The 23,386-nt window shown below is 60.5% G+C and carries 20 protein-coding genes and 3 tRNA genes; 3 read left to right on the top strand and 20 right to left on the bottom strand.

Annotation, left to right across the window (positions count from 1 at the left end):
* Window positions 1-16 precede the first annotated feature (16 nt).
* The 11 genes from BN1123_RS17825 to BN1123_RS17775 all read right to left on the bottom strand — a co-directional run bounded on the left by BN1123_RS17825 (window position 17) and on the right by BN1123_RS17775 (window position 10,275).
* Window positions 17-103, bottom strand: a tRNA-Leu gene (locus tag BN1123_RS17825).
* A gap of 41 nt (window positions 104-144) precedes the next feature.
* Window positions 145-218, bottom strand: a tRNA-Cys gene (locus BN1123_RS17820).
* A 35-nt stretch (window positions 219-253) separates the two neighbouring features.
* Window positions 254-329, bottom strand: a tRNA-Gly gene (locus tag BN1123_RS17815).
* 180 nt (window positions 330-509) lie between these two features.
* Window positions 510-1,064 (bottom strand): CDP-diacylglycerol--glycerol-3-phosphate 3-phosphatidyltransferase, encoded by a 555-nt coding sequence (gene pgsA, locus BN1123_RS17810; protein WP_026457115.1) that lies wholly within the window; start codon window positions 1,062-1,064, stop codon window positions 510-512.
* Window positions 1,065-1,286: 222 nt separating this feature from the next.
* Window positions 1,287-3,140: an excinuclease ABC subunit UvrC gene (gene uvrC / locus BN1123_RS17805; RefSeq protein WP_042028672.1), complete on the bottom strand. Its 1,854-nt coding sequence runs from the start codon at window positions 3,138-3,140 to the stop codon at window positions 1,287-1,289.
* A 128-nt stretch (window positions 3,141-3,268) separates the two neighbouring features.
* Complete coding sequence (gene uvrY / locus BN1123_RS17800; RefSeq protein WP_026457117.1) at window positions 3,269-3,913, bottom strand: UvrY/SirA/GacA family response regulator transcription factor; 645 nt, start codon at window positions 3,911-3,913, stop codon at window positions 3,269-3,271.
* Window positions 3,914-4,124: 211 nt separating this feature from the next.
* A complete protein-coding gene (kdsB, locus tag BN1123_RS17795; protein WP_042028670.1) occupies window positions 4,125-4,886 on the bottom strand; it encodes a 3-deoxy-manno-octulosonate cytidylyltransferase in 762 nt (253 codons plus the stop codon).
* Window positions 4,883-5,071: a Trm112 family protein gene (locus tag BN1123_RS17790; RefSeq protein ID WP_026457119.1), complete on the bottom strand. Its 189-nt coding sequence runs from the start codon at window positions 5,069-5,071 to the stop codon at window positions 4,883-4,885. The genes kdsB and BN1123_RS17790 overlap by 4 nt, the downstream gene beginning before the upstream one ends.
* 128 nt (window positions 5,072-5,199) lie before the next feature.
* Complete coding sequence (gene lpxK / locus BN1123_RS17785) at window positions 5,200-6,204, bottom strand: tetraacyldisaccharide 4'-kinase (protein WP_042028668.1); 1,005 nt, start codon at window positions 6,202-6,204, stop codon at window positions 5,200-5,202.
* The gene (gene msbA, locus BN1123_RS17780; protein WP_042028667.1) at window positions 6,201-7,970 is read right to left on the bottom strand and encodes a lipid A ABC transporter ATP-binding protein/permease MsbA; all 1,770 of its coding nucleotides are present in this window, start codon (window positions 7,968-7,970) and stop codon (window positions 6,201-6,203) included. Before msbA ends, lpxK begins: the two co-directional genes overlap by 4 nt.
* A gap of 103 nt (window positions 7,971-8,073) precedes the next feature.
* Window positions 8,074-10,275 carry a DNA internalization-related competence protein ComEC/Rec2 gene (locus BN1123_RS17775; RefSeq protein WP_042028666.1) on the bottom strand — a complete coding sequence of 734 codons (2,202 nt, stop codon included), beginning with the start codon at window positions 10,273-10,275 and terminating at the stop codon, window positions 8,074-8,076.
* A 27-nt stretch (window positions 10,276-10,302) separates the two neighbouring features.
* On the opposite strand from BN1123_RS17775, the gene BN1123_RS17770 reads away from it, so the two are divergent.
* The 3 genes from BN1123_RS17770 to BN1123_RS17760 all read left to right on the top strand — a co-directional run bounded on the left by BN1123_RS17770 (window position 10,303) and on the right by BN1123_RS17760 (window position 12,944).
* On the top strand, window positions 10,303-10,821 hold the full coding sequence (locus BN1123_RS17770; protein ID WP_042028664.1) for a DUF2062 domain-containing protein: 519 nt from the start codon (window positions 10,303-10,305) through the stop codon (window positions 10,819-10,821).
* Window positions 10,815-11,309 (top strand): DUF2062 domain-containing protein, encoded by a 495-nt coding sequence (locus tag BN1123_RS17765; protein ID WP_042028662.1) that lies wholly within the window; start codon window positions 10,815-10,817, stop codon window positions 11,307-11,309. The genes BN1123_RS17770 and BN1123_RS17765 overlap by 7 nt, the downstream gene beginning before the upstream one ends.
* Before the next feature lie 126 nt (window positions 11,310-11,435).
* A complete protein-coding gene (locus tag BN1123_RS17760) occupies window positions 11,436-12,944 on the top strand; it encodes a helicase HerA-like domain-containing protein (protein WP_042028661.1) in 1,509 nt (502 codons plus the stop codon).
* Window positions 12,945-13,030: 86 nt separating this feature from the next.
* Here BN1123_RS17760 and BN1123_RS17755 read toward each other — a convergent pair whose 3' ends face one another.
* The 9 genes from BN1123_RS17755 to glpT all read right to left on the bottom strand — a co-directional run bounded on the left by BN1123_RS17755 (window position 13,031) and on the right by glpT (window position 22,910).
* Window positions 13,031-14,221 carry an amino acid aminotransferase gene (locus tag BN1123_RS17755; protein ID WP_042028660.1) on the bottom strand — a complete coding sequence of 397 codons (1,191 nt, stop codon included), beginning with the start codon at window positions 14,219-14,221 and terminating at the stop codon, window positions 13,031-13,033.
* A gap of 144 nt (window positions 14,222-14,365) precedes the next feature.
* The gene (locus BN1123_RS17750) at window positions 14,366-15,307 is read right to left on the bottom strand and encodes a hypothetical protein (protein ID WP_042028659.1); all 942 of its coding nucleotides are present in this window, start codon (window positions 15,305-15,307) and stop codon (window positions 14,366-14,368) included.
* Between the two features lie 218 nt (window positions 15,308-15,525).
* On the bottom strand, window positions 15,526-16,401 hold the full coding sequence (hdfR, locus tag BN1123_RS17745; RefSeq protein WP_026457942.1) for an HTH-type transcriptional regulator HdfR: 876 nt from the start codon (window positions 16,399-16,401) through the stop codon (window positions 15,526-15,528).
* Window positions 16,401-16,766: a MaoP family protein gene (locus tag BN1123_RS17740; RefSeq protein WP_042028657.1), complete on the bottom strand. Its 366-nt coding sequence runs from the start codon at window positions 16,764-16,766 to the stop codon at window positions 16,401-16,403. Before BN1123_RS17740 ends, hdfR begins: the two co-directional genes overlap by 1 nt.
* A 298-nt stretch (window positions 16,767-17,064) precedes the next feature.
* The gene (gene eco, locus BN1123_RS17735; protein ID WP_026457944.1) at window positions 17,065-17,547 is read right to left on the bottom strand and encodes a serine protease inhibitor ecotin; all 483 of its coding nucleotides are present in this window, start codon (window positions 17,545-17,547) and stop codon (window positions 17,065-17,067) included.
* A 207-nt stretch (window positions 17,548-17,754) separates the two neighbouring features.
* On the bottom strand, window positions 17,755-18,843 hold the full coding sequence (gene glpQ, locus BN1123_RS17730; RefSeq protein WP_042028656.1) for a glycerophosphodiester phosphodiesterase: 1,089 nt from the start codon (window positions 18,841-18,843) through the stop codon (window positions 17,755-17,757).
* 93 nt (window positions 18,844-18,936) lie between these two features.
* Window positions 18,937-20,424: a glycerol-3-phosphate dehydrogenase gene (glpD, locus tag BN1123_RS17725; RefSeq protein ID WP_042028654.1), complete on the bottom strand. Its 1,488-nt coding sequence runs from the start codon at window positions 20,422-20,424 to the stop codon at window positions 18,937-18,939.
* Window positions 20,425-20,693: 269 nt separating this feature from the next.
* The gene (locus BN1123_RS17720; RefSeq protein ID WP_026456932.1) at window positions 20,694-21,452 is read right to left on the bottom strand and encodes a DeoR/GlpR family transcriptional regulator; all 759 of its coding nucleotides are present in this window, start codon (window positions 21,450-21,452) and stop codon (window positions 20,694-20,696) included.
* A 102-nt stretch (window positions 21,453-21,554) separates the two neighbouring features.
* A complete protein-coding gene (gene glpT, locus BN1123_RS17715) occupies window positions 21,555-22,910 on the bottom strand; it encodes a glycerol-3-phosphate transporter (protein ID WP_042028653.1) in 1,356 nt (451 codons plus the stop codon).
* Window positions 22,911-23,386: the final 476 nt, after the last annotated feature.

The raw sequence follows: 23,386 nt of genomic DNA, 5'->3' as shown, positions 1-23,386 counted from the left end.
AAGTCTTTGATTTTAATGGTGCCCGAGGCCGGAATCGAACCGGCACGACGCGAACGTCGAGGGATTTTAAATCCCTTGTGTCTACCGATTTCACCACTCGGGCACCGCAATCGGTATCAAGTCCGCGTCGCGGGCTTGTCAATATGGAGGCACGTTCCGGAGTCGAACCGGACTAAACGGATTTGCAATCCGCTGCATAACCGCTTTGCTAACGCGCCATGCAAAAGAGAGAAGACTCTCTATTGTCTGAATTTGGAGCGGGAAACGAGACTCGAACTCGCGACCCCGACCTTGGCAAGGTCGTGCTCTACCAACTGAGCTATTCCCGCATTGGTCCGGCTGACTGCCTGACTACGAAGACGCATTCTAGCGATGTTCCTCGCTCAGTCAACCAGAAATATTTAATTAACTGATCGTTCGGGCATTTTTTGCCCTTTTTGAGCAGTTTTAGCGCCTTTGCCAATTTCTTCCATCAAATTGCCAGAAAGCGCACATTCCATCTCACCGGCTCAAAATCTGGAGTGATGGGTCAGATCGCCCCAGGCGGCCTTCATGTACTGGAACATGGACCAGAAGGTAAGCACGGTGGCGACATAGAGCAGCACATAGGCGAGCCACACCATCCAGACGTTGTACTGCCAGATAAGGCCGGTGAGCGACACCATCTGGATCATGGTCTTCCACTTGCCAATCCAGCTGACCGCGACGGCAGAACGTTTGCCCAGCTCCGCCATCCATTCACGCAGGGCGGAGATGATGATCTCCCGACCAATCATGGTCATGGCGGGGATGGTCACCCAGATGGTGTTGTAGTGCTCGACAATCACCACCAGAGCAGCGGCAACCATGATCTTGTCGGCGACCGGATCAAGAAAAGCACCAAAGGCAGTGGACTGATTGAGCTTGCGGGCGAGGTAACCATCAAACCAGTCGGTGGCGGCCGCCAGGATGAAGACGATGGCCGCAGCCAGATAGGACCACTGGTAGGGAAGATAGAACATGATGACGAAGACGGGGATGAGCAAAATCCGGAAAAACGTCAACAGGTTAGGTATGTTTGTCATTATTTTCAGCCACTTCTTGTACGTCGCTACATAGTGCGCCAAAGCCGATTTGCGATGCAACCGCGGCGGCGCCCGTCCTGGTCTTGTTAACCCAGCAATCTTCACGAAATGCGGGGTCATTATGGCATTTACGCCCCCTCTTCGTCACGGCTCTTGTGCATCAAGGAGTTAGCGATTTTCCCCGGCTGTCGACCCCGTCGAATAAGCGGCTTCATTCAAGGCTCAGGCTGAGTGCAAGCCATCATGAATGGTCTGGGCCAGCTCCTGGCTGATGCCGGGCACCTTGGCCAGCTCATCAACGCTCGCCCGTTTCACCTCCTGCAGCCCCCCCAGGTATTTGAGCAGCGCCTGACGGCGCTTGGGCCCGACGCCGGGAATATCCTCCAGGCTGCTGCTGGTGCGAGCCTTGGCGCGGCGAGCGCGGTGCCCGGTGATGGCAAAACGGTGGGATTCATCGCGAATATGCTGGATGAGATGCAGGGCAGGCATATCCGCCGGCAGGTGCAGCTCTTCGTGGCTCTCCCCCATGATCAGGGTCTCCAGCCCTGCCTTGCGGGTCACCCCCTTGGCGATACCCACCAGCAAGGGGTATTTGCCACCGAGAAACTCCAGCTGGCGAGCCAGGATCTCCTCGGCGCGGCGCAACTGGCCGAGGCCGCCGTCGATAAAGAGGATGTCGGGCACCTTGTCCGGCTCCTGAGGCTTGCCAAAGCGGCGCTCCAGCGCCTGCTCCATGGCGGCATAGTCATCCCCACCCGTGATGCCGTCGATATTGAAGCGGCGATATTCGGAAGAGAGGGGCCCCTCCCGGTTGAACACCACACAAGAAGCGACAGTGCGCTCCCCCATGGTGTGAGAGATATCGAAGCACTCCATGCGGGCGATGGAGGCCTCCAGCTCCAGTAGCTCCTCCAGCTGGCTGAAGCGGGCGGTGATGGTGCTCTTGTGGGCCAGGCGCGAGCGCAGGGCCGTCTCGGCATTGATGGCGGCCAGCTTGATAAAGCGGGCCCGCTCGGCGCGGGTACGGCTCACCACCCGCACCTTGTAGCCAGCAGTCTGGCTTAAGGTCTCGGCGATCAGCGCCTCGTCCTCAAGGGCCACATCCAGCAGTACCTCGCTCGGGATCTGCCGTCCCCCCTGCCCCGACAGATAAAACTGCAGCAAGAAGGCCTGCACCACCTCCTCTTGCGGCGTATCCCCCGGCACCTTGGGGAAATAACTTCGCGAGCCCAGCACCTTGCCCTGACGGATGAAGAGCACGTGGATACAGGCCGAGCCCTGCTCGAAGGCGACCCCCACCACATCGAGCTCGTCCAGCACGTTGCCGCTCACAGATTGCTGCTCGGTGACCCGGCGCAGCGCCTGGATCTGATCCCGGTAGCGGGCGGCCTCCTCGAAGCGCAGATCGCCGCTGGCGGACTCCATCTTGCCTACCAGCTCGCCTATCACCTGCTGGTTCTTGCCCGCCAAAAACAACTTGGCCAGCTCCACCTGTTGGGCATATTCGGCCTCACTCACCAGTCCGGGCACACAGGGTCCGGCGCAGCGTTTGAGCTGGTAGAGCAGGCAGGGACGGGTGCGGTTGGCATAGACGGCATCTTCGCACTGGCGTACCGGAAAGATTTTCTGCATCAGGTGCAGGCTCTCGCGCACCGCCCCGCCGGAGGGGTAAGGACCGAAATAGTCCCCCTTCACCTTGCGGGCACCACGATGAACCCCGATGCGCGGGTGCTGATGAGCGGTGATGATGATCCAGGGATAGGATTTGTCATCGCGCAGCAGCACGTTGTAGCGCGGCTGATACTGCTTGATGAGGTTGTGCTCGAGGATCAGTGCCTCGGTCTCGGTGTGGGTCACAGTCACCTGAATATCGGCGATCTGGCGCACCAGGGTGCGGGTCTTGATGCTGTCGACGTTGGCCCGAAAGTAGGAGGCAAGCCGCTTTTTCAGATCCTTGGCCTTGCCCACATAGATGACGGTGCCACCGCTGTCGTACATGCGATATACGCCGCTCTGGTGGGTCACTGCGCGCAAGAAGGCCTTGCTGTCAAAGAGGGGCTCGGAAGATAGGGACATCGGTGACTCGACTCAATACAAAGGGGCGAAAACAGGTGCAGTGAACATCAACGGGGAGAGCATACTGCGCCAGGGTGGCAAAAAGCAAAAGGCGGCACACGCCGCCTTTGTGACCACACATGACCCGGTTACAGGGTATCGGCATCCAGCATGCCATAGCGAATGGCCAGATGGGTCAGCTCCACATCACCATTGATGCCCAGCTTGCTGAACAAGCGGTAACGGTAACTGTTGACCGTCTTCGGGCTCAGGTTGAGCTGTTCGGAAATATCGGTCACCTTCTGCCCCTTGGTGATCATCATCATGATCTGCAGCTCCCGCTCGGAGAGGGACTTGAAGGGGTTCTCGTCCGCCGAGGCAAACTGGCTGAGGGCCATCTGCTGGGCGATCTCCGGGGAGATGTAGCGCTGGCCCGAGTGCACCAGCCGGATCGCCTGGATCATCTCGTCAGGTGCGGCCCCCTTGGTCAGATAACCGGCGGCCCCCGCCTGCATCACCTTGGTGGGGAACGGATTTTCTGAATGAATGGTCAGCACTATGATGCGCACATCGGGGCGGATCCGCAGGATCTTGCGGGTCGCCTCCAGGCCGCCAATACCCGGCATGTTCATGTCCATCAGGATCACATCCGGATGGTGCTGACGACAAAATGCCACCGCGGTTTCCCCGCTCTGTGCCTCGCCCACCACCTTGATCCCGCGCACATCTTCCAGAATGCGTCTTATCCCTGTACGCACCAGCTCATGATCATCGACCAGGAATACATTTATCACCCAAACACCCCGTTCTTATCTCGTTATTGCCGCCCGGTTAGGGTTAACAGGGCGTCTTGCATCATAACCAAACTCGTCGCTTTGGCAAACTACGCAGGCCAAAAGTTTGAGAATGTGCATTAATGGCGTTTTAAATCAAATAATTATATAAATAATCAAAACAAAAAACGGTGTCTCGCGACACCGTTTTTCCATTTTGCTGGCAACGCATTCAGCTGGCCAGGAAAGCACGCACCTTCTCCAGATCCGCCGGGGTATCCACCCCGACCGGCGGCGCCTCGAGGGCCTGGGCGACGTGGATCTTCTCGCCGTACCAGAGCACCCTCAGCTGCTCCAGCGCTTCTACCTGCTCCAGTGCACTCGGCGCCCAGTCCACATAACGCTGAATGAAACCGGCGCGATAGGCGTAGATGCCGATGTGGCGCTGATAGTGCGGACCAATCTGCTCGTGACTTTGGGCGAAACGGTCCCGATCCCAGGGAATGCTGGCCCGGCTGAAGTAGAGGGCGTAGCCATCCTTGTCGGTGACCACCTTGACCGCATTGGGGTTGAATGCCTCCTCCGCATCCTTGATGGGCACAGAGAGAGTCGCCATCGGCGCCGTCGCGGCGGCCAGGTTATCAGCCACCTGACGGATGATGGCGGGCGGGATGAGCGGCTCATCCCCCTGAACGTTGACGATGATGGTATCGGCAGCAAAACCGTAGTGGCGGCACACCTCGGCGAGGCGCTCGGTACCGGACTGATGATCCGGTGATGTCATGCACACTTCGGCGCCCATGCCTGCCGCGACAGGTGCCAGCGCCTGTGCCACCCGCTCGTCATCGGTGGCGACGATCACCCGCTCGGCGCCGGATTGCAGCGCCTTCTCCACCACATGTTGCACCATGGGCTTGCCATGGATATCCGCCAGCGGCTTGCCCGGCAAGCGGGTCGAGGCGTAGCGGGCAGGGATCACGACCACGAAGCTCATGATGGCAGCTCGTCGCTGTTGAGGGGACGGGCGCGGTTTTCCAGCAGCACGGGGATCCCCTCCTCCAGCGGATAAGCCAGCTTGTCGAAGCGACAGACCAGCTCATGGACAGCCTTGTTGTATTGCAGTTTCCCCTTGCAGACAGGGCAAGCAATGATGTCGAGCAATTTGATATCCAATGCCAAAACGATACTCCTTCAACAATGTCGAGCAGATAGGCCCGGCAAACAATGTGTCGAGCAAGCGCCTTGCCCGGCCAGGGAAGATGCCGGACAAGGTGATAATCCATTCAGGGGCAGAGCAAGCCTGCCGTTTATTCTCTGGCGCCGGTAGCAGCGACTGTTGCCGACTTGGCCTGAGCCAGCTTTTGCAGCAAGGTGTCCAGCAAGGAGGCGGGCAGTTGGGCGCTCACCGGCAGATACCACCAGTTGTCCCGGGCAAACGGGCGGCACTTGACCGCATCTTTTTCCGTCATCAACAGGGGGCGTTGACCAAAACGGGCGACAAGTTCATCGCGATCAAACGGATGGTGATCCGCATAGCCGACGCTCTGTTGCAGCTCATAGCCAAGCCCGGTCAGGGTCGCAAAGAAACGGGGAGGATGGCCGATACCCGCCAGGGCATCCACGGCGCGCGGCAGAGGGTCGGCAAGCGGGGCATCGTCGCACACCCGTCTCGGCCCATCGGCGATCAGGCTCATGGGATACTCCCCTTTGGCCGGCTCGCCACCATTGCAGATGATGGCATCCACACGCTTCAAGCGAGTCACCGGTTCGCGCAGCGGCCCCATGGGCAGCAGGCAGCGATTGCCAAATCGGCGCGCGCCATCCACCACCACCAGCTCGATGTCGCGGGCCAGCGCATAGTGCTGCAGGCCATCGTCGGTGATGATGATGTCCACCTCGCCGCTTTGCTCGAGCAGCCTGACCGCATCGGCCCGCTTGGGGGCCACCACCACGGGGCAGCCGCAGCGCCGGGCAATCAGGACAGGCTCATCGCCAGCCTGCGCCGTGGTGCTGGCAGCATCAAGCCGGTAGGGGTAATGGGGCGCCTTGCCGCCATAACCGCGACTCACCACCCCTGGCTTGTAACCGCGCGCCTGCAACTGTTCCACCAGCCAGATCACCACCGGGGTCTTGCCGTTGCCCCCCACAGAGATATTGCCCACCACGATGACGGGAACGCCGGCCCGATAGGCCTTGCGCCAGCCACGTCGGTAGGCGTAGCGGCGGGCACCGCTGATGATGGCAAACAGCAGGGCAAAAGGAGCCAGCCACCAGCGCCAACCGCTTTTGCCATACCAGAGTTGCTCCATCACTCCTTGTGACCCGCAGCCTGGTTGCCAAACTGGATGGCGCGCAGCTGGGCATAGGTGCCTTGCTGGGCCATCAGGGCATCGTGGTTGCCGCGCTCGACGATATGACCCTCGTCGATCACCAGGATCTCGTCCGCCTTCTCGATGGTGGAGAGGCGGTGGGCGATCACCAGGGAAGTACGCGCCTTGCATAGCTCGTCGATGGCGGCCTGGATATGGCGCTCGGATTCGGTATCCAGCGCCGAGGTCGCTTCGTCCAGCAGCAATACCGGAGCATCGCGCAACAGGGCGCGGGCGATGGCGATACGCTGACGCTGGCCGCCGGAGAGGGACGCACCGTTCTCACCGACCACAGTGTCGTAACCTTGCGGCATCTTGCTGACAAACTCGTCGGCGTGAGCGATGCGGGCCGCCTGGCGGATCTCGTCGCTGCTGTAGCGGTCCTCCGCCGCGTAGGCGATGTTGTTGGCCACCGAATCGTTGAACAGGTGGACATGCTGGGAGACCAGGGCGTACTGCTTGCGCAGCTCGCTCAGTTGGTACTCGCGGATGTTGATGCCGTCCAGCAGGATCTCCCCCTGCTCGATGTCATAGAAGCGGGTCAGCAGGCTGGCAATGGTGCTCTTGCCGGAGCCGGAGCGCCCCACCAGGGCCACGGATTTACCCGCCTCCACCTTGAAGCTGACGTTGTGCAGCGCCGGAGTGTCCTTGGTCGGATAGGTAAAGGTGACGTTGCGAAACTCGATTTCGCCGCGGGCACGCTCCAGAGTACGGGTGCCGGTATCCTGCTCCGGCTCGGTATCGAGCAGGCCAAACAGGCTGTGGCAGGCGGTGATGGCGCGCTGGAACTGGTTGTTGACGTCGGTCAGGCTTTTCAGCGGCTTGAGCAGCATCATCATGGAGGTGATCATGACGGTAAAGGTACCGGCAGTCAGCTCGCTGCGCACGCTGTCGATAGTCGCCACATAGAGGAAGGCGGCCAGGGCGATGGAGGCAACCATCTGGACGATGGGGCTGCCGATGGCATCCGCCGCCACCATCTTCATGGTCTGCTGGCGCATGTTGTTGCTGACCTGGAAGAAGCGTTTCTCCTCCACCTTCTGGCCACCGAACATCAGCACCTCTTTATGCCCCTTGAGCATCTGCTCGGTGGAGGTGGTGATGTCTCCGACCGCCTGCTGGATATGGCGGCTGATCTTGCGAAAACGACGGCTGATGAGGCCGATGATGATGCCCACCAGCGGCCCCACCACCAGGAAGATCACCGACAGCTGCCAGGAGTGATAGAACATCAGGCCGAGCAGGCCAATGACGGTCGCCCCTTCCCGCACCAGGGTCACCAAGGTGGTACTCGCGGCCGAGGAGACCTGGCTCGCATCATAGGTCACTTTGGAGAGCAGGTGACCGGTGTTCTGCCGGTCGAAGAAGCTCATCGGCATCGCCACCATGTGATTGAACACCTGCTGCTGCAGGCGCATTACCACGTGGTTGCCGACCCAGGCCATGCAGTAGTTGGAGAGAAAGTTGGCGAGACCGCGCAGGGCGACGATGCCGAGCACGAAGAAGGGCATCCATTTCAGCACGGTGGCATCGTTGCCATTAATCCCCTGATCGATAAGCGGCTTGATGGAGTAGACGAAGGTGGTATCGACCGCGGCATAACCCAGCATGCCGATGATGCCGCCAATGAGGCCCAGCTTGCGATCTCGAACATAGCCGAGCAGGCGTTTGAATACTGGCCAGCTCTCTTGTGAGGTTTCTTGTTGCATGAATAGCCGTTAGTAATGGAAATGACGGGCTATTCTAGCCAAAGCTTGGGCTTCCACCAAGCATCCCCATCTCGATAAAGGGCCTGGCACGATAAAAAGCGGATCAGGGCGCAGGCCAGAGCCCGGGTCGCCACCAGGCGCCATCACGCCGATACCAGGGGCCCCGGCTGCGCTCGGCACTGACCATCAAGCCTTCTCCCTCAGGCTGGATCAGGATGGCACCATGCAGCCCCGTAACCCACTGGCGGGCGGCCCGATAGCGCGCCACCACTTCGGGGCGGGGAAACCCCCACTGGTTCATGAAGCCTGCGCTGTGCACGACGTAGCGAGGAGCGACCACCGCGACAAAGGGCGGCGTGGAAGAGGTGCGGCTGCCATGGTGCGGACTCACCAGCAGGGTGCTGGCAAGCCCCTCCCCTTCCAGCGCTACCAGCCGCTGCTCCGCCTGGCGTTCAATGTCCGCGCTCAGCAGCACGCTGGCGTGCCCGTCGCGGATACGCACCACGCAGCCATCGTTGTTGCGCCCGCCCCCGGGATGTTCTGGCCAGAGCACAGAGAAATCGAGCCCCTGCCAGCGCCACTGCTGACCCCGCTGGCAAAGCGACGTTCGTTCGTCGAACCGATGGGAAGAGAGCTCGCCGCGTACCATCAGGGTGGTGAGCAATCGCTGGCGGTTACCGGCATGATCCCTGTCCTTGTGGCTGAGGATGAGGCGATCGATGACCCGGATCCCGAGCCGGCTCAGCTGGGGCAGGATCACCGCATCCGCCATGTTGTAACCGCCCGGGTAGCGATCGCCCGTGTCATAAAGGATGGCCCGATCCCCCTTGCTGATCAGCACCGCCAACCCCTGTCCCACGTCCAGCACCCGCAGCTGCCAACGCGCCTCGGTGGGCCAGAGTGTCAGCACCATGGCCAGTACGCCGGGCAACCAGAACCAGCGGGCCGGAGGCCATCGCCAACCCGCCCAGAGCAGCAGCAACAAGGTACACAGGGGCAGCCACCAGTGGGGCAGCGGCCACCACAGTTGCAACCGGGCCGCCAGCCAGGCCAGCAGACTCAGCACCCACTCGAGCCCAAGATCCGCCAGCCAGAACAGTCCGTAAGCCAATGGGGCAGCAAGCGGCGCAAGCAGCACCCCGATCAGGGCCAGCGGTATGATGGCGATGCAAAAGAGCGGCACCGCCAGCAGGTTGATCACCATGGCCAGCGGCGCTATGCCCTCGAACAGCGCCAACTGCAGGGGTAGCAGACCGAGCAGCAACCAGAGCTGGATCTGCCAAAGCCCGGGGCGGGCATGGCAATAGCCCATCAGTAGCAAGATGGCCACCGCCAGAAACGAGAGCCAGAACCCCGCCGAGTAGAGGGCGAACGGATCCCACAACACCAGCACCACGAAAGCCCACAACCAGATACGATAGGCGGGCCACTCCCGCCGGCACCAACGCAGCAGGCTCCACACCAGCACCATGATGAGTGCCCGCTCGGTCGCCACCGCAAAGCCCGCCAGCCAGCTGTAAGTCGCCGCAAACAGCAATGACGTGAGGATGGCGCCGCGCAGCCCGAACAGGCGGCCAAGCCACCAGCCCAGCACGGCCACCAGTGCGATATGCTGACCCGAAATAGCAATGATGTGAGTGATGCCGCTGCCGCGAAACAGGGTCCACTGCTCATCCGTAATCCCGCCTTGCTCGCCAAAGGTGAGCGCCGCCAGCAGAGGGCCATGGGTGAGCGGGCGCCAACTTGTCTCGGCCGCCGCCAGCCAGCGTTCGCGCCAACCAGGTGCCACCGGCTGAATGTCGATGATCCGTCGCAAATTGCCGGTGGCGGTGATCCCCTTGCCCAGCAGCAAGCGACGACCGTCCATCCCCGCCTCGTTGGCAAGCCCGTGTGCCGGTTTGAGGGAGCTGACCAGGGTCAGCCGGCTGCCCGCCGTCAACGCAGGCAGCGCCTGGTAGGCATTGACTCGCACCAGAGGCGCGGGCCAGAGCGGTTGGCCGTCGAGTTGTTCCACCTGCAGCTGCAGGCGCACAAATTTATCGCCCTCGGGCTCTGCACTTTTCAGCTGTGCGGTTATGATGTGGCTCGCCTGATCTCCCAGCAGGTTCAGCCAGGCCAGTCGACACGACAGATTGGCCTGCATCCAGAGGATGCCGAACAGGAGAAACAGCAGCCGCCAGGCACGATAATATGCAAGGGGAAGCAGCAGGGACAGCAAGAGTCCCCCCCATGCGAATGAAGGTAACCATGGCCAGAGCAGTGAGGAGCTTGCCCCCAGGGCAAACGACAACAGACGCAGATCCATGGAGCAAGTATTTAGCAAGGTTACGATATGCCCAAACGACTCATACAGCGCTGGATGCCCGATCAGCAAAGCCTGAAAGAACACAAGCACTTGCGCCTGTTTGGCAAGCTGCTGCTCGATGCCAACCTCTGGCATCTCAACCGGCGCTCCGCCGCGGGGGCCTTTGCGGTGGGCCTCTTCATGGCCTGGGTGCCCCTCCCTTGCCAGATGCTGCTGGCCGCCGGGGGCGCCATCCTGTTTCGGGTCAACCTGCCCCTTTCGGTGGCCCTGGTCTGGCTCTCCAATCCCATTACCATGCCGCCACTGTTTTATGGCGCCTACCTGACCGGCTGCCAACTGCTGGGCCAGCACGCCCAACCCATCGACATCGAATTCACCTGGGTCTGGCTGGTCTCGGTCTTTGAAACCGTGGCCCCGCCGCTGCTGCTGGGCTCCCTGGTGCTGGCACTGCTGAGTTCCCTGATTGGTTATGCCCTGATCCGCACCTTCTGGCGGATCAGCACGGTGCGTCAGTGGCAAAAACGCAAGGTGGCGCGGGCATGCTGAACGGCTGGTTTGAGCGCTTCAAGATAAACCCGGACACCCTGCGCCAGCAGAAGTGGTTTGCCCTGTTTGGTGAGCGCCTGCTCAACCCGGCGCTCTGGCAGACCCAACCCCGGGCACTCTGCGGTGCCGTGGCCGCAGGCATCTTTGCCTGCTGGTTTCCCATCCCCATGCATTCGCTGATCGCCGTCGCGCTGGCGCTGGCCTTTCGCCTCAATCTGCCGCTAGCCCTGCTGGCAGTCTGGTTCAACAATCCGTTGACTCTGCCCTTCATGTATCTTTACGCCTATCGCACCGGCTGTCTGGTGCTAAGCCAGCCGCCGGAGCCCTTCCATCTCACCTGGACGCTCCACTGGATGGAGCAGGAGGCGGCCACCCTGGTGCCTCCCTTCCTGCTCGGCAGCCTGCTGCTGGCCATCATCACCGCCCTGCTCGGGGGCCTGCTGACCCTGCTGGCACTGCAACTGAAACAGAAGTTGGCTCCGCGCTAACACCAGCCGCCGTCATTCCGTGCCGCAGACGGGCCGCCATGGCCCGTCTTGCCTTCATCTGACTCTCCCGCCACACTCCTTGTAAGCCGTTGTTTCCTGCACACAATCCGAAACAAGGAGGCCACCATGGCCGACCCGCTGATCCTGGCCTATGCCGATGGCAAGCCCCTCACCCTGCTGCCCTCCATGGCCAATCGCCACGGTCTCATCACGGGGGCAACCGGCACTGGCAAGACGGTCACCCTGCAAGTGCTGGCGGAGGGCTTCTCCCGCCTCGGGGTACCGGTGTTTCTCGCCGATGTGAAGGGGGATTTGAGCGGCCTTGGCGCCGCCGGTGCTGGCTCGGCCAAGCTGGATGCCAGGCTGGCCCAGCTCGGCATTTCAGCCCCCAACTTTGCCGCGAGCCCGACCCTGTTCTGGGATCTCTTTGCCGAGCAGGGGCATCCGGTGCGGGCCACCGTCTCCGACATGGGGCCTTTGCTGCTCTCCCGCCTGCTCGGTCTCAACGATACCCAGAGCGGGGTGCTGGAGCTGGTGTTCAAGGTGGCGGACGACGAGGGGCTGTTGCTGCTGGATCTCAAGGACTTGCGAGCCATGGTTCAGTTTGCCGGGGAGAATGCCAAATCCCTCACCACCCGTTACGGCAACGTCTCCACCGCCTCCATCGGGGCCATTTTGCGCAACCTGCTGACCCTGGAGAGCGCCGGTGGCGATCATTTCTTCGGCGAACCCATGCTGGACATTCAGGATCTGCTGCAGACCGACGAGGCGGGTCACGGTCATATCAATGTGCTGGCGGCGGGCAAGCTGACCCACTCCAGCCGCCTCTATGCCTGCTTCCTGCTCTGGCTGCTCTCGGAGCTGTTCGAGCAGTTGCCGGAAGTGGGCGATCCGGACAAGCCGGTGCTGGTCTTTTTCTTCGATGAGGCTCACCTCTTGTTCAACGATGCCCCCAGGGCGCTGCTGGAGAAGATCGAGCTGGTGGTACGGCTCATCCGCTCGAAAGGAGTGGGCGTCTACTTCGTCACCCAGAGTCCGGCCGACATTCCCGACAGCGTGCTGGGGCAACTCGGCAACCGGGTGCAGCACGCCCTGCGCGCCTTTACCCCGAGCGATCAGAAGGCGGTGCGGATCGCCGCCAATACCCTGCGCGCCAATCCGGCCTTCGATGCCGCCGGCGTCATCACCGAACTCGGGGTCGGCGAGGCACTCATCTCCCTGCTCGACGAGAAGGGCCGCCCCGGCGTGGTGGAGCGTGCCTTTATTGCCCCGCCGGCCAGCCGGATCGGGCCCCTGAGCGAGGCAGAGCGACAGCACCTGATCCAGGGCTCATTGCTGCATGGCCGCTACGAGACGCCGGAGGATCGCGAATCCGCCTTCGAGCGTCTCAACGGGGACAAGGTGACAACCACAAGCGAACAAGGCAGCGAGCCGTCATCCAGCAGGGAAGGCGGGCTGCTCGATGCCCTGAACGAGATGTTGTTTGGCCGCACCGGTCCCCGTGGTGGCCAGCATGACGGCGTGGTACAGACCGCCGCCAAGAGCGTGGCCCGCACCATAGGCAACGAAGTGGGACGCCAGCTGGTACGCGGGGTGCTCGGCTCTCTCTTGGGGGGCAGCAAACGGCGACGCTGACGCCACCAAAAGCGACGGATACAAAAAAGCCCGCCGGGTCTCCCCGGCGGGCTTTTGTCTGGCCTGGCGCCATCACGACTAATTTGTCACAGCACCTTGGCGATGGCATCGCACAGGGGATCGATGTTGGCACGGGTGATCCCGGCCACGCTGATCCGGCCGGAGCCAACGATGTAGATGGCGAACTCGCTCTTGAGGCGCTCAACCTGATCCTTGCTGAGGCCGGAGAAGGAGAACATGCCATTCTGCTCACGAATGAAACCGAAATCCTGGTTTACGCCACGGGCAGCCAGTTTTTCCACCAGCAGCTCGCGCATCTCGCGAATGCGCACCCGCATGGCGGCCACTTCTTCCACCCACTCGGCATAGAGGGCCGGATCGCTCACCACGGCGGTGACCACGGCCGCACCGTGTGACGGCGGGTTGGAGTAGTTGGCACGAATGACAGTCTTGACCTGGGTGAAGGCCACCTCGGCGATCTCCTTGGTCGCGCTGACCAGGGTGAAAGCGCCAACCCGCTCGTTGTAGAGGCCGAAGTTCTTGGAGAAAGAGCTCGCCACCAGCAGCTCGTCGTGGCACTCGGCGAAGATGCGCAGACCCTCGGCGTCCTCCTCGATACCACGGGCAAAACCCTGATAGGCAAAGTCAAACAGCGGCAGCCAGCCGGCGGCGGCACTTTGTTTGGCCAGGGCGCGCCACTGATCAGCTGTCGGGTCGATACCGGTCGGGTTGTGGCAGCAGCCGTGCAGCAACACCAGATCGCCGGCTTGTGCCTCGGCCAGCGACGCCTGCATGGCGGCAAAATCCAGCCCCTTGGTCGCTGCATCGTAGTACTTGTACCACTTGACGGTCAGGCCCGCTGCCTGGAACACGCTGACGTGGTTGGCCCAGGTGGGATCGGAGATCCAGACGGTCTTGGCGAGATTGTTGCGCACCACGAACTCGGCGGCGATGCGCAGGGCACCGGTACCACCCGGTGCCTGGGCAGTCTTGGCGCGGCCACTGTTGACCAGTGGGGAGTCCTGCCCGAACAGCAGCTGCTGCACGATGCGGCCGTACTCGATATTGCCTTCAATACCGAGGTAATTCTTGGTCTTCTCGTCGGTCAAGAGCTTCTGTTCGGCTCGCTTGACGCAATGAAGGATAGGGGTGGCACCGGTCTCATCCTTGTAGATCCCTACGCCCAGATTGATCTTGTGGCTGCGAGTGTCAGCGCGGAAGGCTTCGGTCAGGCCCAGGATCGGATCCGCTGGGGCGGCAACAACCTTTTCAAACATGGTATTCCCTGTATTCCGTTGATGGCTTGGATGGCAAAGCATGGTGGCAAACAAAAGCGCCCATCCTGCGAGCGCTTCGTCAGCTCTTTATATCACTGCGTTCAAGGAGGGAAAACCGCTTTTTAGCCCATCCGTGCGGCGATTTCAGCCGACGGCATGCCAGCTGGAGGCCAGCGCGCACACTTCGGCAGACAAACCACCATTGGATTCAACCAAAGCGCTACAAACTGCCAACAAAGATCTGGGCAGACGGCTCGTCTCCCAGGGCCGACTCTCCGTCAGCGGCTGGCCATAGGCAGCCATGATGGGAGAGAGGGAAACGGGCAACCACCAGCTGGCCGGACGCCCGAGACGCTGGGCCAGCGCCTGGACCCGATCCACCCCGGCGGGGTCGAGGGCGGTGAGATGGCTCCACTGCACATTGGGCGGCAGGGCCGCCACGATTTGTTGCAGGGCCGAATGTGCCATGGCCGGCGCCCACACCAGCAGAGTGCCATCCGCGAGGGGAAGTTCGGCAAAAGCGCCGATGCAATCCGTGCTGATCACCCGCAAGAGCTCTCCTTCCCCCCACAGGATCTTGCCAAGCCCGGCGAGGGTGCGCTCCGGCAGGGCCACCTCCCCCAGGGTCTGCAACCAGGGCGCGGCATCGAGCAGGGTACCGCCACTGAAAAACAGGCTGAAGGGGGCAGAGGCGCGCAGGCGCAGCAGCTGATCGCTGCAGAGCCGGATCCCCTTGTCCTCGAAGTCGATCTGCTCGACCGGACTGAACCCCGCCCCAGACTTGCGATATAGCGCTGCCAGCACCTGCTCGTTGACCAGCTCCCCCAGCTGCCACCCCTGGGCGTGCAGCCACTCCTCGGGGGCCGGTGGCGCCGTGGCGATCTCCGCCAGCATCAGCTCACGGGTCAGATAGCGTCGTCCCGCCGGCGTCAGCTCATAGTGGTGATTGCCTAGGGCCAGCAACAGCTGGTTGTCCCTGAGCAGGCCCACCAACGGCTGCCATTGGCGGCCCCGGATCGCCAAGGGCGAGTGTTCCAGCAGCTGCCGGGCCAGCTCCCGCCATTCGGGGTGACGAAAATCGATCACTTGCACTCCATCCCTGTGTCGCAACGAGAGCCGGAAATTAACTGATCTTGTGAGCCCCGGCCAAGCCCGGTCGGGGCAATCCGTGACTCAGCGCATGAACAAGGGAAGGCTGGCAGCAAGAATAGGCCCGACACCACCCTCCCCATCCAGGAAGCCGGCAACCCTTGCCCCAAACAAAAAACCCGCCTGCAGGCGGGTTTTTTATGAGTTCGACGGGCTTATTGAGGTTCGTTCAGGCGCAGATCGGCTTCATGCCAGCCAAGCGGCAGCGCCAGCAGCTGATCGATGAGCTCCCGCCGATCGGATTTTTCCAGGTAGGCGAGATAGAGGGGGCGGCTCAGGGGCTGCGCCTCTTCCACCAGATGCAGGGCCCCTTTCTCCAGATAGGGGCTCACCATCCGCCGCGGCAGATAGGCAGCGCCACCATTGGCCAGCACGAACTGCAGCGCCATGCTGGCGGAGCTCGAATGCAGCACAGGCGTCTTTTGCAGACTCTGCAGACGGCTCGGCTGCGGCTCGAAACTGGTGCCCCAATCCAGATGAATATGAGGCATCTGGATCAGGTTGTCGGCATTGGCCGCCGGCTCCCGGCTCACCAGCTCGAACACCAGCTCGCCGATGGGATGCAGGGCGATCTCGTCGATCTTGGTGGGCTCGGATAGCAGCGCCAGATCGAGGGAGCGCTCCAGCAGCTGCCGGCAGAGGTGCTCGCGCGAAGCCGTTTCCAGGCGCACTGCAAGCCCGGGGGCCAGAGCATAGATGTGGTTGAGCCAGTCGTTGAAGTCGAGCTCCCAGAACACCGCCGGCGCCCCGATAGCCAGCTGCTGGCTGAATCCGGGGGAGAGGGCCACATCCTGCTTGGCACGACCCAGGGTATGCAAGATGGCGTCTGCATAAGGCAGCAGACGCTCACCGGAAGCGGTCAGACGAATATTGTTGCGATGGCGGGCAAACAGGCTGACACCGAGTTGCTGTTCGAGTTGGCGGATCCTGAAACTCACCGCCGACTGGGTCAGGTAAAGATTTTCGGCAGCCCGGCCAAAGTGCCGGGTCTTGCTTACCTCAATGAAGGTCCGAAGCAGCTCGGTATCCATTAATCGATGGACTCGTCACTGCCACCGCCGCCGCCCACGTCAAAGCTGCCACCACCGCTGCTCTCTTCGCTGGCACCACCCACAACAGTGCAGAGACGATGAACACGCTTGGGACCGATCACCTTGAGGTACTTGAACCACACCTTGGCATGGGGGTTGGCACCGGCAGCGCCGGATTTGACCTGCTCGATGAAGGCAGACTCAACCTCGTCACGAGGGGCCAGGTTGCCCTGATAGAGTGCCAGCATGGCGGTACCGTACTTTTCCAGACTGTCCGCTTCGGCCACAGTGAATTCACCACTGCGACGCAGGCCACGGGGAAAATGTTTGAAGTCGTTGAAACGCTTGTCTGATTCGAAGCTCATAGTGCTCTTTTTTTCTGGTTAGTTTGACCTTTGCGGGCAAGTATCATCAGGCCATCGCCGAGTGCAAAATCAATTTTTTCACTATGTTAATAAAAAATTTTTATTGATGTCGATTTATCCCGACTCTATTGATGATTTCGTCTCAAAACAAGAAAAAATCATTGATAAATAACGGGCTTATGCCAAAACGATGTCATCCTGACAGGCCGATTTGTCACCGCGACAGATAAAAACAAAGCGCCATATGGCGCTTTGTTTTTATCGCGAGTCAACTCGTGTCGCAGGGCTGCAGAGCGAGTTACTCGATCATGGCCGGTTGAGCCAGGTTGTCGGCACGCCACAGACGATAGCGCACTTCATATTCCTGGGGCACATAGATGACGAATGGCAGCTTGGAGTTGTAGTTCACAAAGAAGCCCTGGCCATATACCTGAACGAAAGACTCCTTCTTCTGTCCATCCGGGCAGGCCATCAGGGTGCTGATGGGGTCGGATACCTTGCCCAGCACCAGGTAGTTGTAGCCCCAGCCCTTGACGCTGTGCTGTTCCAGATTGCCGGCAAAACGTGGCACGTTGCAATCCACCATCATCTTCTTGCCAACCTGCAGCTCGACCATCATGTCGGCTTCTTTTTCGACTTCGGGCAGGCGGATCACCACACGTTCCTGATTCACGTCAGCGGCCGGGAACATGCTGATATCAAATTTTTTCGGCTCGGCAGCGACGGCATGGCCGCCCAGCAACAAGGCGCCCAGCAGGCTAAAACGCAGTACGGTTTTCATCTGTACCTCTTGGGGTTGGTTCAACGCCGCTAGACTAACCGCTCTGCCGATTTCATGCCAGCGCTCTGCGCCGCAAATCTCGCAGGAACCGGCACACAATGACGCTATCTGGTTATTTTCTGACATGGTGCACACGCCCGTTGCGGGAATGTCATGAAAAAGGCGAGGCCAACTGACCTCGCCATGCACCAACTTACTCTTTTTTCACTATTTTTTAGCCGTCTCATGGGCCTGGATGACGGCCACCGCCTTGTCCGGGAAGTCGCTGAACACCCCGTCCACATCCGCCTGATAAAGGAAGATGTTCAGGAGATCGGTGAAGTCCTTGGCATAGGCGGGGATCTGTCCCTCATCCTGACGGAAGGTATAAGGATGCACCTTGAGACCGGCGGCATGGGCCTCTTTCACCATGTTGGTGAAGTCCGGCTTGCCAGGAGTACCCGGCTCGGTCACCACCATCGGCTTCCAGGGACCAATCCCTTCGGCATAGGAGGCGATGGTCTTCATGGCGCCCGGTTTGAACATCCAGTCGTAGTCATAGGGGGTAGCCTTGCCCTTGGCGTCATAGACCATGGTCTCGTTCCAGTCGGTCTCGGCCATCAGCTGCACCAGCTTGAGATCCATCCCCATGGCAGGCATCAGCTCGCTGTTGATGCGCTTGAGCTCGTTGGCATCGAAGCATTGCAGATAGACCTTGTCATCCTTGGTGGTGTAGCCGTACTCCTTGAGCACCTTCAGCACTGCCTTGGAGATGTCCTTGCCTTCGTGGCGAAACAGCCAGGGGGCCTTGATCTCCGGATAGATGCCGACGTTCTTGCCGGTGCTCTTGTTCATGCCCTGGATCATCTCGATCTCTTCCTGGAAGGTGTGGATCTTGAAGTTGGACTTCCAGAGCGGGAAGCGGGCGGGATAAACGGGGACCTGCTTGCCATCCACCAGCTGGAACGGCTCGGTCATGCGCAGGGAGCGCACCTCGTCCAGGGTGAAGTCCACTACATAGTAGCGGCCATCCGGGCGGGCCCGGCCGGGGAAGCGCTCGGCCACGTCAGTAATGCCGTCGAGGAAGTGATCGTGCATCACCACCAGCTGGTCATCCTTGGTCATCACCAGATCCTGCTCGAGGTAGTCCACTCCCATGGCGTAGGCCATGGCCTTGGACGCCAGGGTGTGTTCGGGCAGGTAACCGGAGGCGCCGCGGTGAGCGATCACCACCTTGCCTTCATCGACGGCCAGCGCAGGCAATGACAGGGAGGCCCCAAGGCCCAACGCAATGAGGGAAATAGCGAATTTTTTCATATGTGATGCTCTTTATTATTGTGTAGGTAGTTGTTCTATCAGAGGTTTATTGCAGTTTTAGGGCGGGCTGCCTGGCAGCAGCCCGCTTTTTCATCAGCTTGCCTTGGGCAAGGCGTGATGATGTTGCGCCAACCAGGCTTGCAGTTGCTGCTGTTCGGCGTCGGAGAGGCGCAGCCCCAGCTTGCTGCGGCGCCACAGGATATCTTCCAGGGTAAAGGCCCACTCGCGCTCGATGAGATAGCGCACCTCGGATTCATACAATCCGGCACCAAAGTGCTGGCCACGCTCCTCTTTCAGCCAGAGGCGGGCATGGCTGCCATAGGCTTCAGCGATGCGCAGGGCACTGCGATCATCGAGCCAGTCGAATTCGAGCGCATAGGCGCGCGCCAGTTCGCGTACCGTGCAGTCGAACTCGCCGCCGGGCAGGCGGCTGCTGGCGGTCCAGTCCTCGCCCATCTGGTTGAACCAGGGCTTGAGCTTGTTGCAAGCGGCCTGGGCCAGCTTGCGATAGGTGGTGAGCTTGCCACCAAACACCGAGAGCAGTGGCGCACCGTCGGACTCGCCGGAGAGCTCCAGCGTGTAGTCGCGGGTCACCGCCTGGGGCGAGTCGGATTCGTCATCGCACAGCGGGCGCACCCCGGCATAGGTCCAGAGGACATCTTTCGGGGCAATCTGGCGGGTGAAGTGGGCGTTGACCACTTTGCACAGGTAGTTGACTTCGGCGTCGCTGATCCTGGCCTCGCGCGGGCTGCCGTGGTGCTCCACGTCCGTGGTGCCGATGAGGGAGTAATCCTGCTGGTAGGGAATGACGAAGACGATGCGGTTGTCCTCGTTTTGCAGGATGTAGGCCTCTTCGCGCTCATGGATGCGCGGCACCACGATATGGCTGCCTTTGATGAGGCGAATACCGCGCGGGGATGCCTCGTGCAGGCTCTCGTCATAGAAGGTTTTGACCCAGGGGCCGGCCGCATTGACCAGACCGCGGCAGGAGACGGTGAACTGCTCGCCCCCTTCCCGCTCCAGGGTCAGGGTCCAGTGTTTGGATCCGCGCACCGCCTTGACGCAGCGGGTACGGGTCTGCACGTCGGCGCCCTTGTCCCGGGCCATCATGGCGTTGAGCACCACCAGGCGGGCGTCATCGACCCAGGCGTCGGAATATTCAAACCCCTTGCTGATGCCGGCGGTCAAGCCATCTTGCGGCAGGAAGCGCACGCCGCTGCTGCCCTTGAGCTTGTCGCGCTTGGCCAGATTGTCATAGAGAAAGAGGCCGGCACGGATCATCCAGGCCGGGCGCAGGTGCGGGCGATGGGGCAGGCGAAAACGCATGGGGCGCGCGATATGGGGCGCCATGCCGAGCAGCACCTCCCGCTCCGCCAGCGCCTCTTTCACCAGCCGGAATTCATAATGTTCGAGATAGCGCAGGCCGCCGTGGATCAGCTTGCTGGAGTTGGAGGAGGTGGCCGAGGCGAGATCCTGCGCTTCAAACAGCGCCACCTTCAGCCCACGCCCCGCCGCATCGGCCGCGATGCCGACGCCGTTGATGCCGCCGCCGACGACGACCAGATCATAATGTTCGCTCATGTTCACCTACTTTCATTTTTATGATTGCTATGGCAGCAATGTTTGATTTCGCTCATTTTAGAACATGAAAAACCAACAAACGAACATTTTATGGCGAAAGTGTGATCGCACCATCCCACGGAAAGTGGCAAATATGGCATGACACGCTCACCAATGATGCGCTGCCGGACAGGGAGTAGCGCAGCCCTGGTGAAAACTAGCCATTAAGGGATATAAAAATAGAAAAGCCGCCCGAATGGGCGGCTAATAGTGATATCTGCCGACGATGATCAGCAGATATGGCAGGCGATCTGGTGCTGCGCCATCAGCCGCACCAGCTTCTCCGGCGGCTCCTGATCGGTGAAGAGGGCGTGAACCTGGCTGAGGTTGCCGAGGTTGACCATGGCATTGCGACCGAACTTGGTGTGGTCGGCGGCCAGGAACACCTGACGGGAGTGGGCAATGATGGCCTGGGCAATCTTCACCTCGTGATAGTCGAAATCGAGCAGGGAGCCATCGCTGTCGATGCCCGAGATGCCGATGACGCCATAATCCATGCGAAACTGGCCGATGAAGTCGCGGGTCGCCTCCCCCACTATGCCGCCATCCCGGTTGCGGATCTCGCCCCCGGCGATGATGACGGTGAAGTCATCCTTGGCGGTCAGTATGCTGGCCACGTTGAGGTTGTTGGTGACGATGCGCAGCTCACGGTGATCGAGCAGGGCGCGGGCGATGGCCTCGGTGGTCGTGCCGATGTCGATAAAGAGGGAGGAGCCGTCGGGAATATTGGCCGCCACTTCCCGCGCGATACGCTCTTTCTCCTTGAGCTGCATCACCTTGCGGGCACTGTAGGCGGTATTGACCGTGCTCGAATGCAAAGAGGCACCACCGTGATGGCGCCGGATCTTGTTCTGTTCGGCGAGATCGTTCAGATCCCGGCGAATGGTCTGGGGACTGACGTCAAAATGGCTCACCAGATCGTCGGTCGAGACAAATCCCTGCCGCGTCAGGACCTCCAGGATCTCCAGATGTCGTTGGGTTTGTTTCACGCTTTCACTCCGATGATGAAACGAAAAAAGGCCCCGGCAGATGCGGGGCCTTCTGGCAGTTTACCTGATCCCCTTTGGGATCAATAAGCTGGGGATCACGTTTTATGCCTTATTGGCCGCCGCCTTGGCTGCAACGGCGATGTTCTCGTGCTTGAGGGTCATCGCCAGCAGGATGATGGAGAGCACGCAGGATGCAGTCAGCACCACGAAGCCGCCATCCCAGCCAAAGTGGTCAACGGTGTAGCCCAGCATGGCGTTGGCCGCGACCGCACCACCCAGGTAACCAAACAGACCGGTGAAGCCTGCCGCGGTACCGGCCGCCTTCTTCGGTGCCAACTCCAGGGCATAGAGACCGATCAGCATGACGGGGCCGTAGATGAGGAAGCCGATGGCCACCAGCGCCAGCATGTCGACGGTGGGGTTGCCCGCCGGGTTGAGCCAGTAGACCAGCACGAACAGGGTCACCAGCACCATGAACAGGATGCCGGCCGGGGCGCGGCGGCCTTGGAACATCTTGTCGGAGATCCAGCCACACAGCAGGGTGCCCGGGATACCCGCCCACTCATAGAGGAAGTAAGCCCAGGAGGATTTGTCGACGGAGAAGTCCTTGGCCTCTTTCAGATAGGTCGGGGCCCAGTCCAGCACGCCGTAACGAATGAGGTAAACGAAGGCGTTGGCGATGGCGATGTACCACAAGAGCTTGTTGTGCAACACGTACTTGACGAAGATCTCCTTGGCGGAAAACTCCTGCTCGTGGCTCTCGTTGTAATCCTTCGGATAGTCGTTCTTGTACTCCTCGATGGGGGGCAGACCAACCGATTGCGGGGTATCACGCATCACGAAGAAGGCGATGACCGCGATGGCAGCGGCGGCCGCAGCCGGCACATAGAAGGCACTGCGCCAGTCATTGAACCAGCCCATCCCCAGGATGAACAGCGGGCCTATCATGCCGCCACCCACGTTGTGAGCCACGTTCCAGACCGAAACGATCTCGCCCCGCTCTTTTTGTGACCACCAGTGCACCATGGTGCGACCACAGGGGGGCCAGCCCATGCCCTGCACCCAGCCGTTCAGGAACAGGAGCACGAACATGATGGCGATACTGGAGGTGGCCCAGTGCATGGTCCCCATCATGAACATGATGCCGGCCGACAGCAGCAGACCGGCGGAGAGGAAGTAACGGGCGTTGGAGCGATCCGACACGTTGCCCATCAAAAACTTGGAAAGGCCATAGGCGATGGAGACCCCGGACAGGGCAAAGCCGAGATCCCCGCGGGAGAAGCCCTGCTCCACCAGATAGGGCATGGCCAGACTGAAGTTTTTCCGAACCAGGTAGTAACCTGCGTAACCGAAAAAGATCCCGATGAAGACTTGCCAACGCATGCGTTTATAGAAGGGGTCGACCTTGTCAGCCGGAAGCCTGTCGATGTGCGGTGCAGGCCTGAAGAGACTAAGCATGTTCTGCTTCCTTATTGTTGTTATGGGCGGTTGAGGATGCCCTGACCAAGCTGACGAATCGAGTGAGTCCTCAAATTCGAAAGCGAGCCAATTGTGCGCATAAACGCTCACAAGTTCTGTGACACATGCTCAAATATTGCAGATTTATTACAAACAAAAAGCCTCAAATGAGAAATCAATCATCAAGCGCAACCCCTTGTACGGTAAGGGATAGAGACTACCACCTTGGGGGTAATTGGCCATTATCAGGTTGCTTTACGTCACATTTTCTTAGCAATGAGTGGGATCTTGCCCACATTTCCCATGGCGGGGGGATGGTGAATTCGGCGGGACGGGTTATTTTCTCACACGTCCGATAACGAACAAAAACGAGCATAACGTTTGCGTAAGGTGAGAAAAAACAGGGAAACGTTTCCGGACGCAACAGATAGATAGAAAAACGATAAAACGGAACATCGACAATAACAGAACATCAA

This window comes from Aeromonas enteropelogenes, assembly GCF_000819845.1.
Lineage (GTDB): Bacteria > Pseudomonadota > Gammaproteobacteria > Enterobacterales > Aeromonadaceae > Aeromonas > Aeromonas enteropelogenes.
This window is presented reverse-complemented; position numbering and strand designations above follow the sequence as displayed.

Excerpts from the sequence above, each read along its gene's own strand:
- pgsA (WP_026457115.1), bottom strand. The coding sequence starts at position 1,064 with ATGACAAACATACCTAACCTGTTGACGTTTTTCCGGATTTTGCTCATC.
- uvrC (WP_042028672.1), bottom strand. The coding sequence starts at position 3,140 with ATGTCCCTATCTTCCGAGCCCCTCTTTGACAGCAAGGCCTTCTTGCGC.
- kdsB (WP_042028670.1), bottom strand. The coding sequence starts at position 4,886 with ATGAGCTTCGTGGTCGTGATCCCTGCCCGCTACGCCTCGACCCGCTTG.
- msbA (WP_042028667.1), bottom strand. The coding sequence starts at position 7,970 with ATGCAACAAGAAACCTCACAAGAGAGCTGGCCAGTATTCAAACGCCTG.
- BN1123_RS17775 (WP_042028666.1), bottom strand. The coding sequence starts at position 10,275 with ATGGATCTGCGTCTGTTGTCGTTTGCCCTGGGGGCAAGCTCCTCACTG.
- BN1123_RS17770 (WP_042028664.1), top strand. The coding sequence starts at position 10,303 with ATGCCCAAACGACTCATACAGCGCTGGATGCCCGATCAGCAAAGCCTG.
- BN1123_RS17765 (WP_042028662.1), top strand. The coding sequence starts at position 10,815 with ATGCTGAACGGCTGGTTTGAGCGCTTCAAGATAAACCCGGACACCCTG.
- BN1123_RS17760 (WP_042028661.1), top strand. The coding sequence starts at position 11,436 with ATGGCCGACCCGCTGATCCTGGCCTATGCCGATGGCAAGCCCCTCACC.
- BN1123_RS17755 (WP_042028660.1), bottom strand. The coding sequence starts at position 14,221 with ATGTTTGAAAAGGTTGTTGCCGCCCCAGCGGATCCGATCCTGGGCCTG.
- hdfR (WP_026457942.1), bottom strand. The coding sequence starts at position 16,401 with ATGGATACCGAGCTGCTTCGGACCTTCATTGAGGTAAGCAAGACCCGG.
- BN1123_RS17740 (WP_042028657.1), bottom strand. The coding sequence starts at position 16,766 with ATGAGCTTCGAATCAGACAAGCGTTTCAACGACTTCAAACATTTTCCC.
- eco (WP_026457944.1), bottom strand. The coding sequence starts at position 17,547 with ATGAAAACCGTACTGCGTTTTAGCCTGCTGGGCGCCTTGTTGCTGGGC.
- glpQ (WP_042028656.1), bottom strand. The coding sequence starts at position 18,843 with ATGAAAAAATTCGCTATTTCCCTCATTGCGTTGGGCCTTGGGGCCTCC.
- glpD (WP_042028654.1), bottom strand. The coding sequence starts at position 20,424 with ATGAGCGAACATTATGATCTGGTCGTCGTCGGCGGCGGCATCAACGGC.
- glpT (WP_042028653.1), bottom strand. The coding sequence starts at position 22,910 with ATGCTTAGTCTCTTCAGGCCTGCACCGCACATCGACAGGCTTCCGGCT.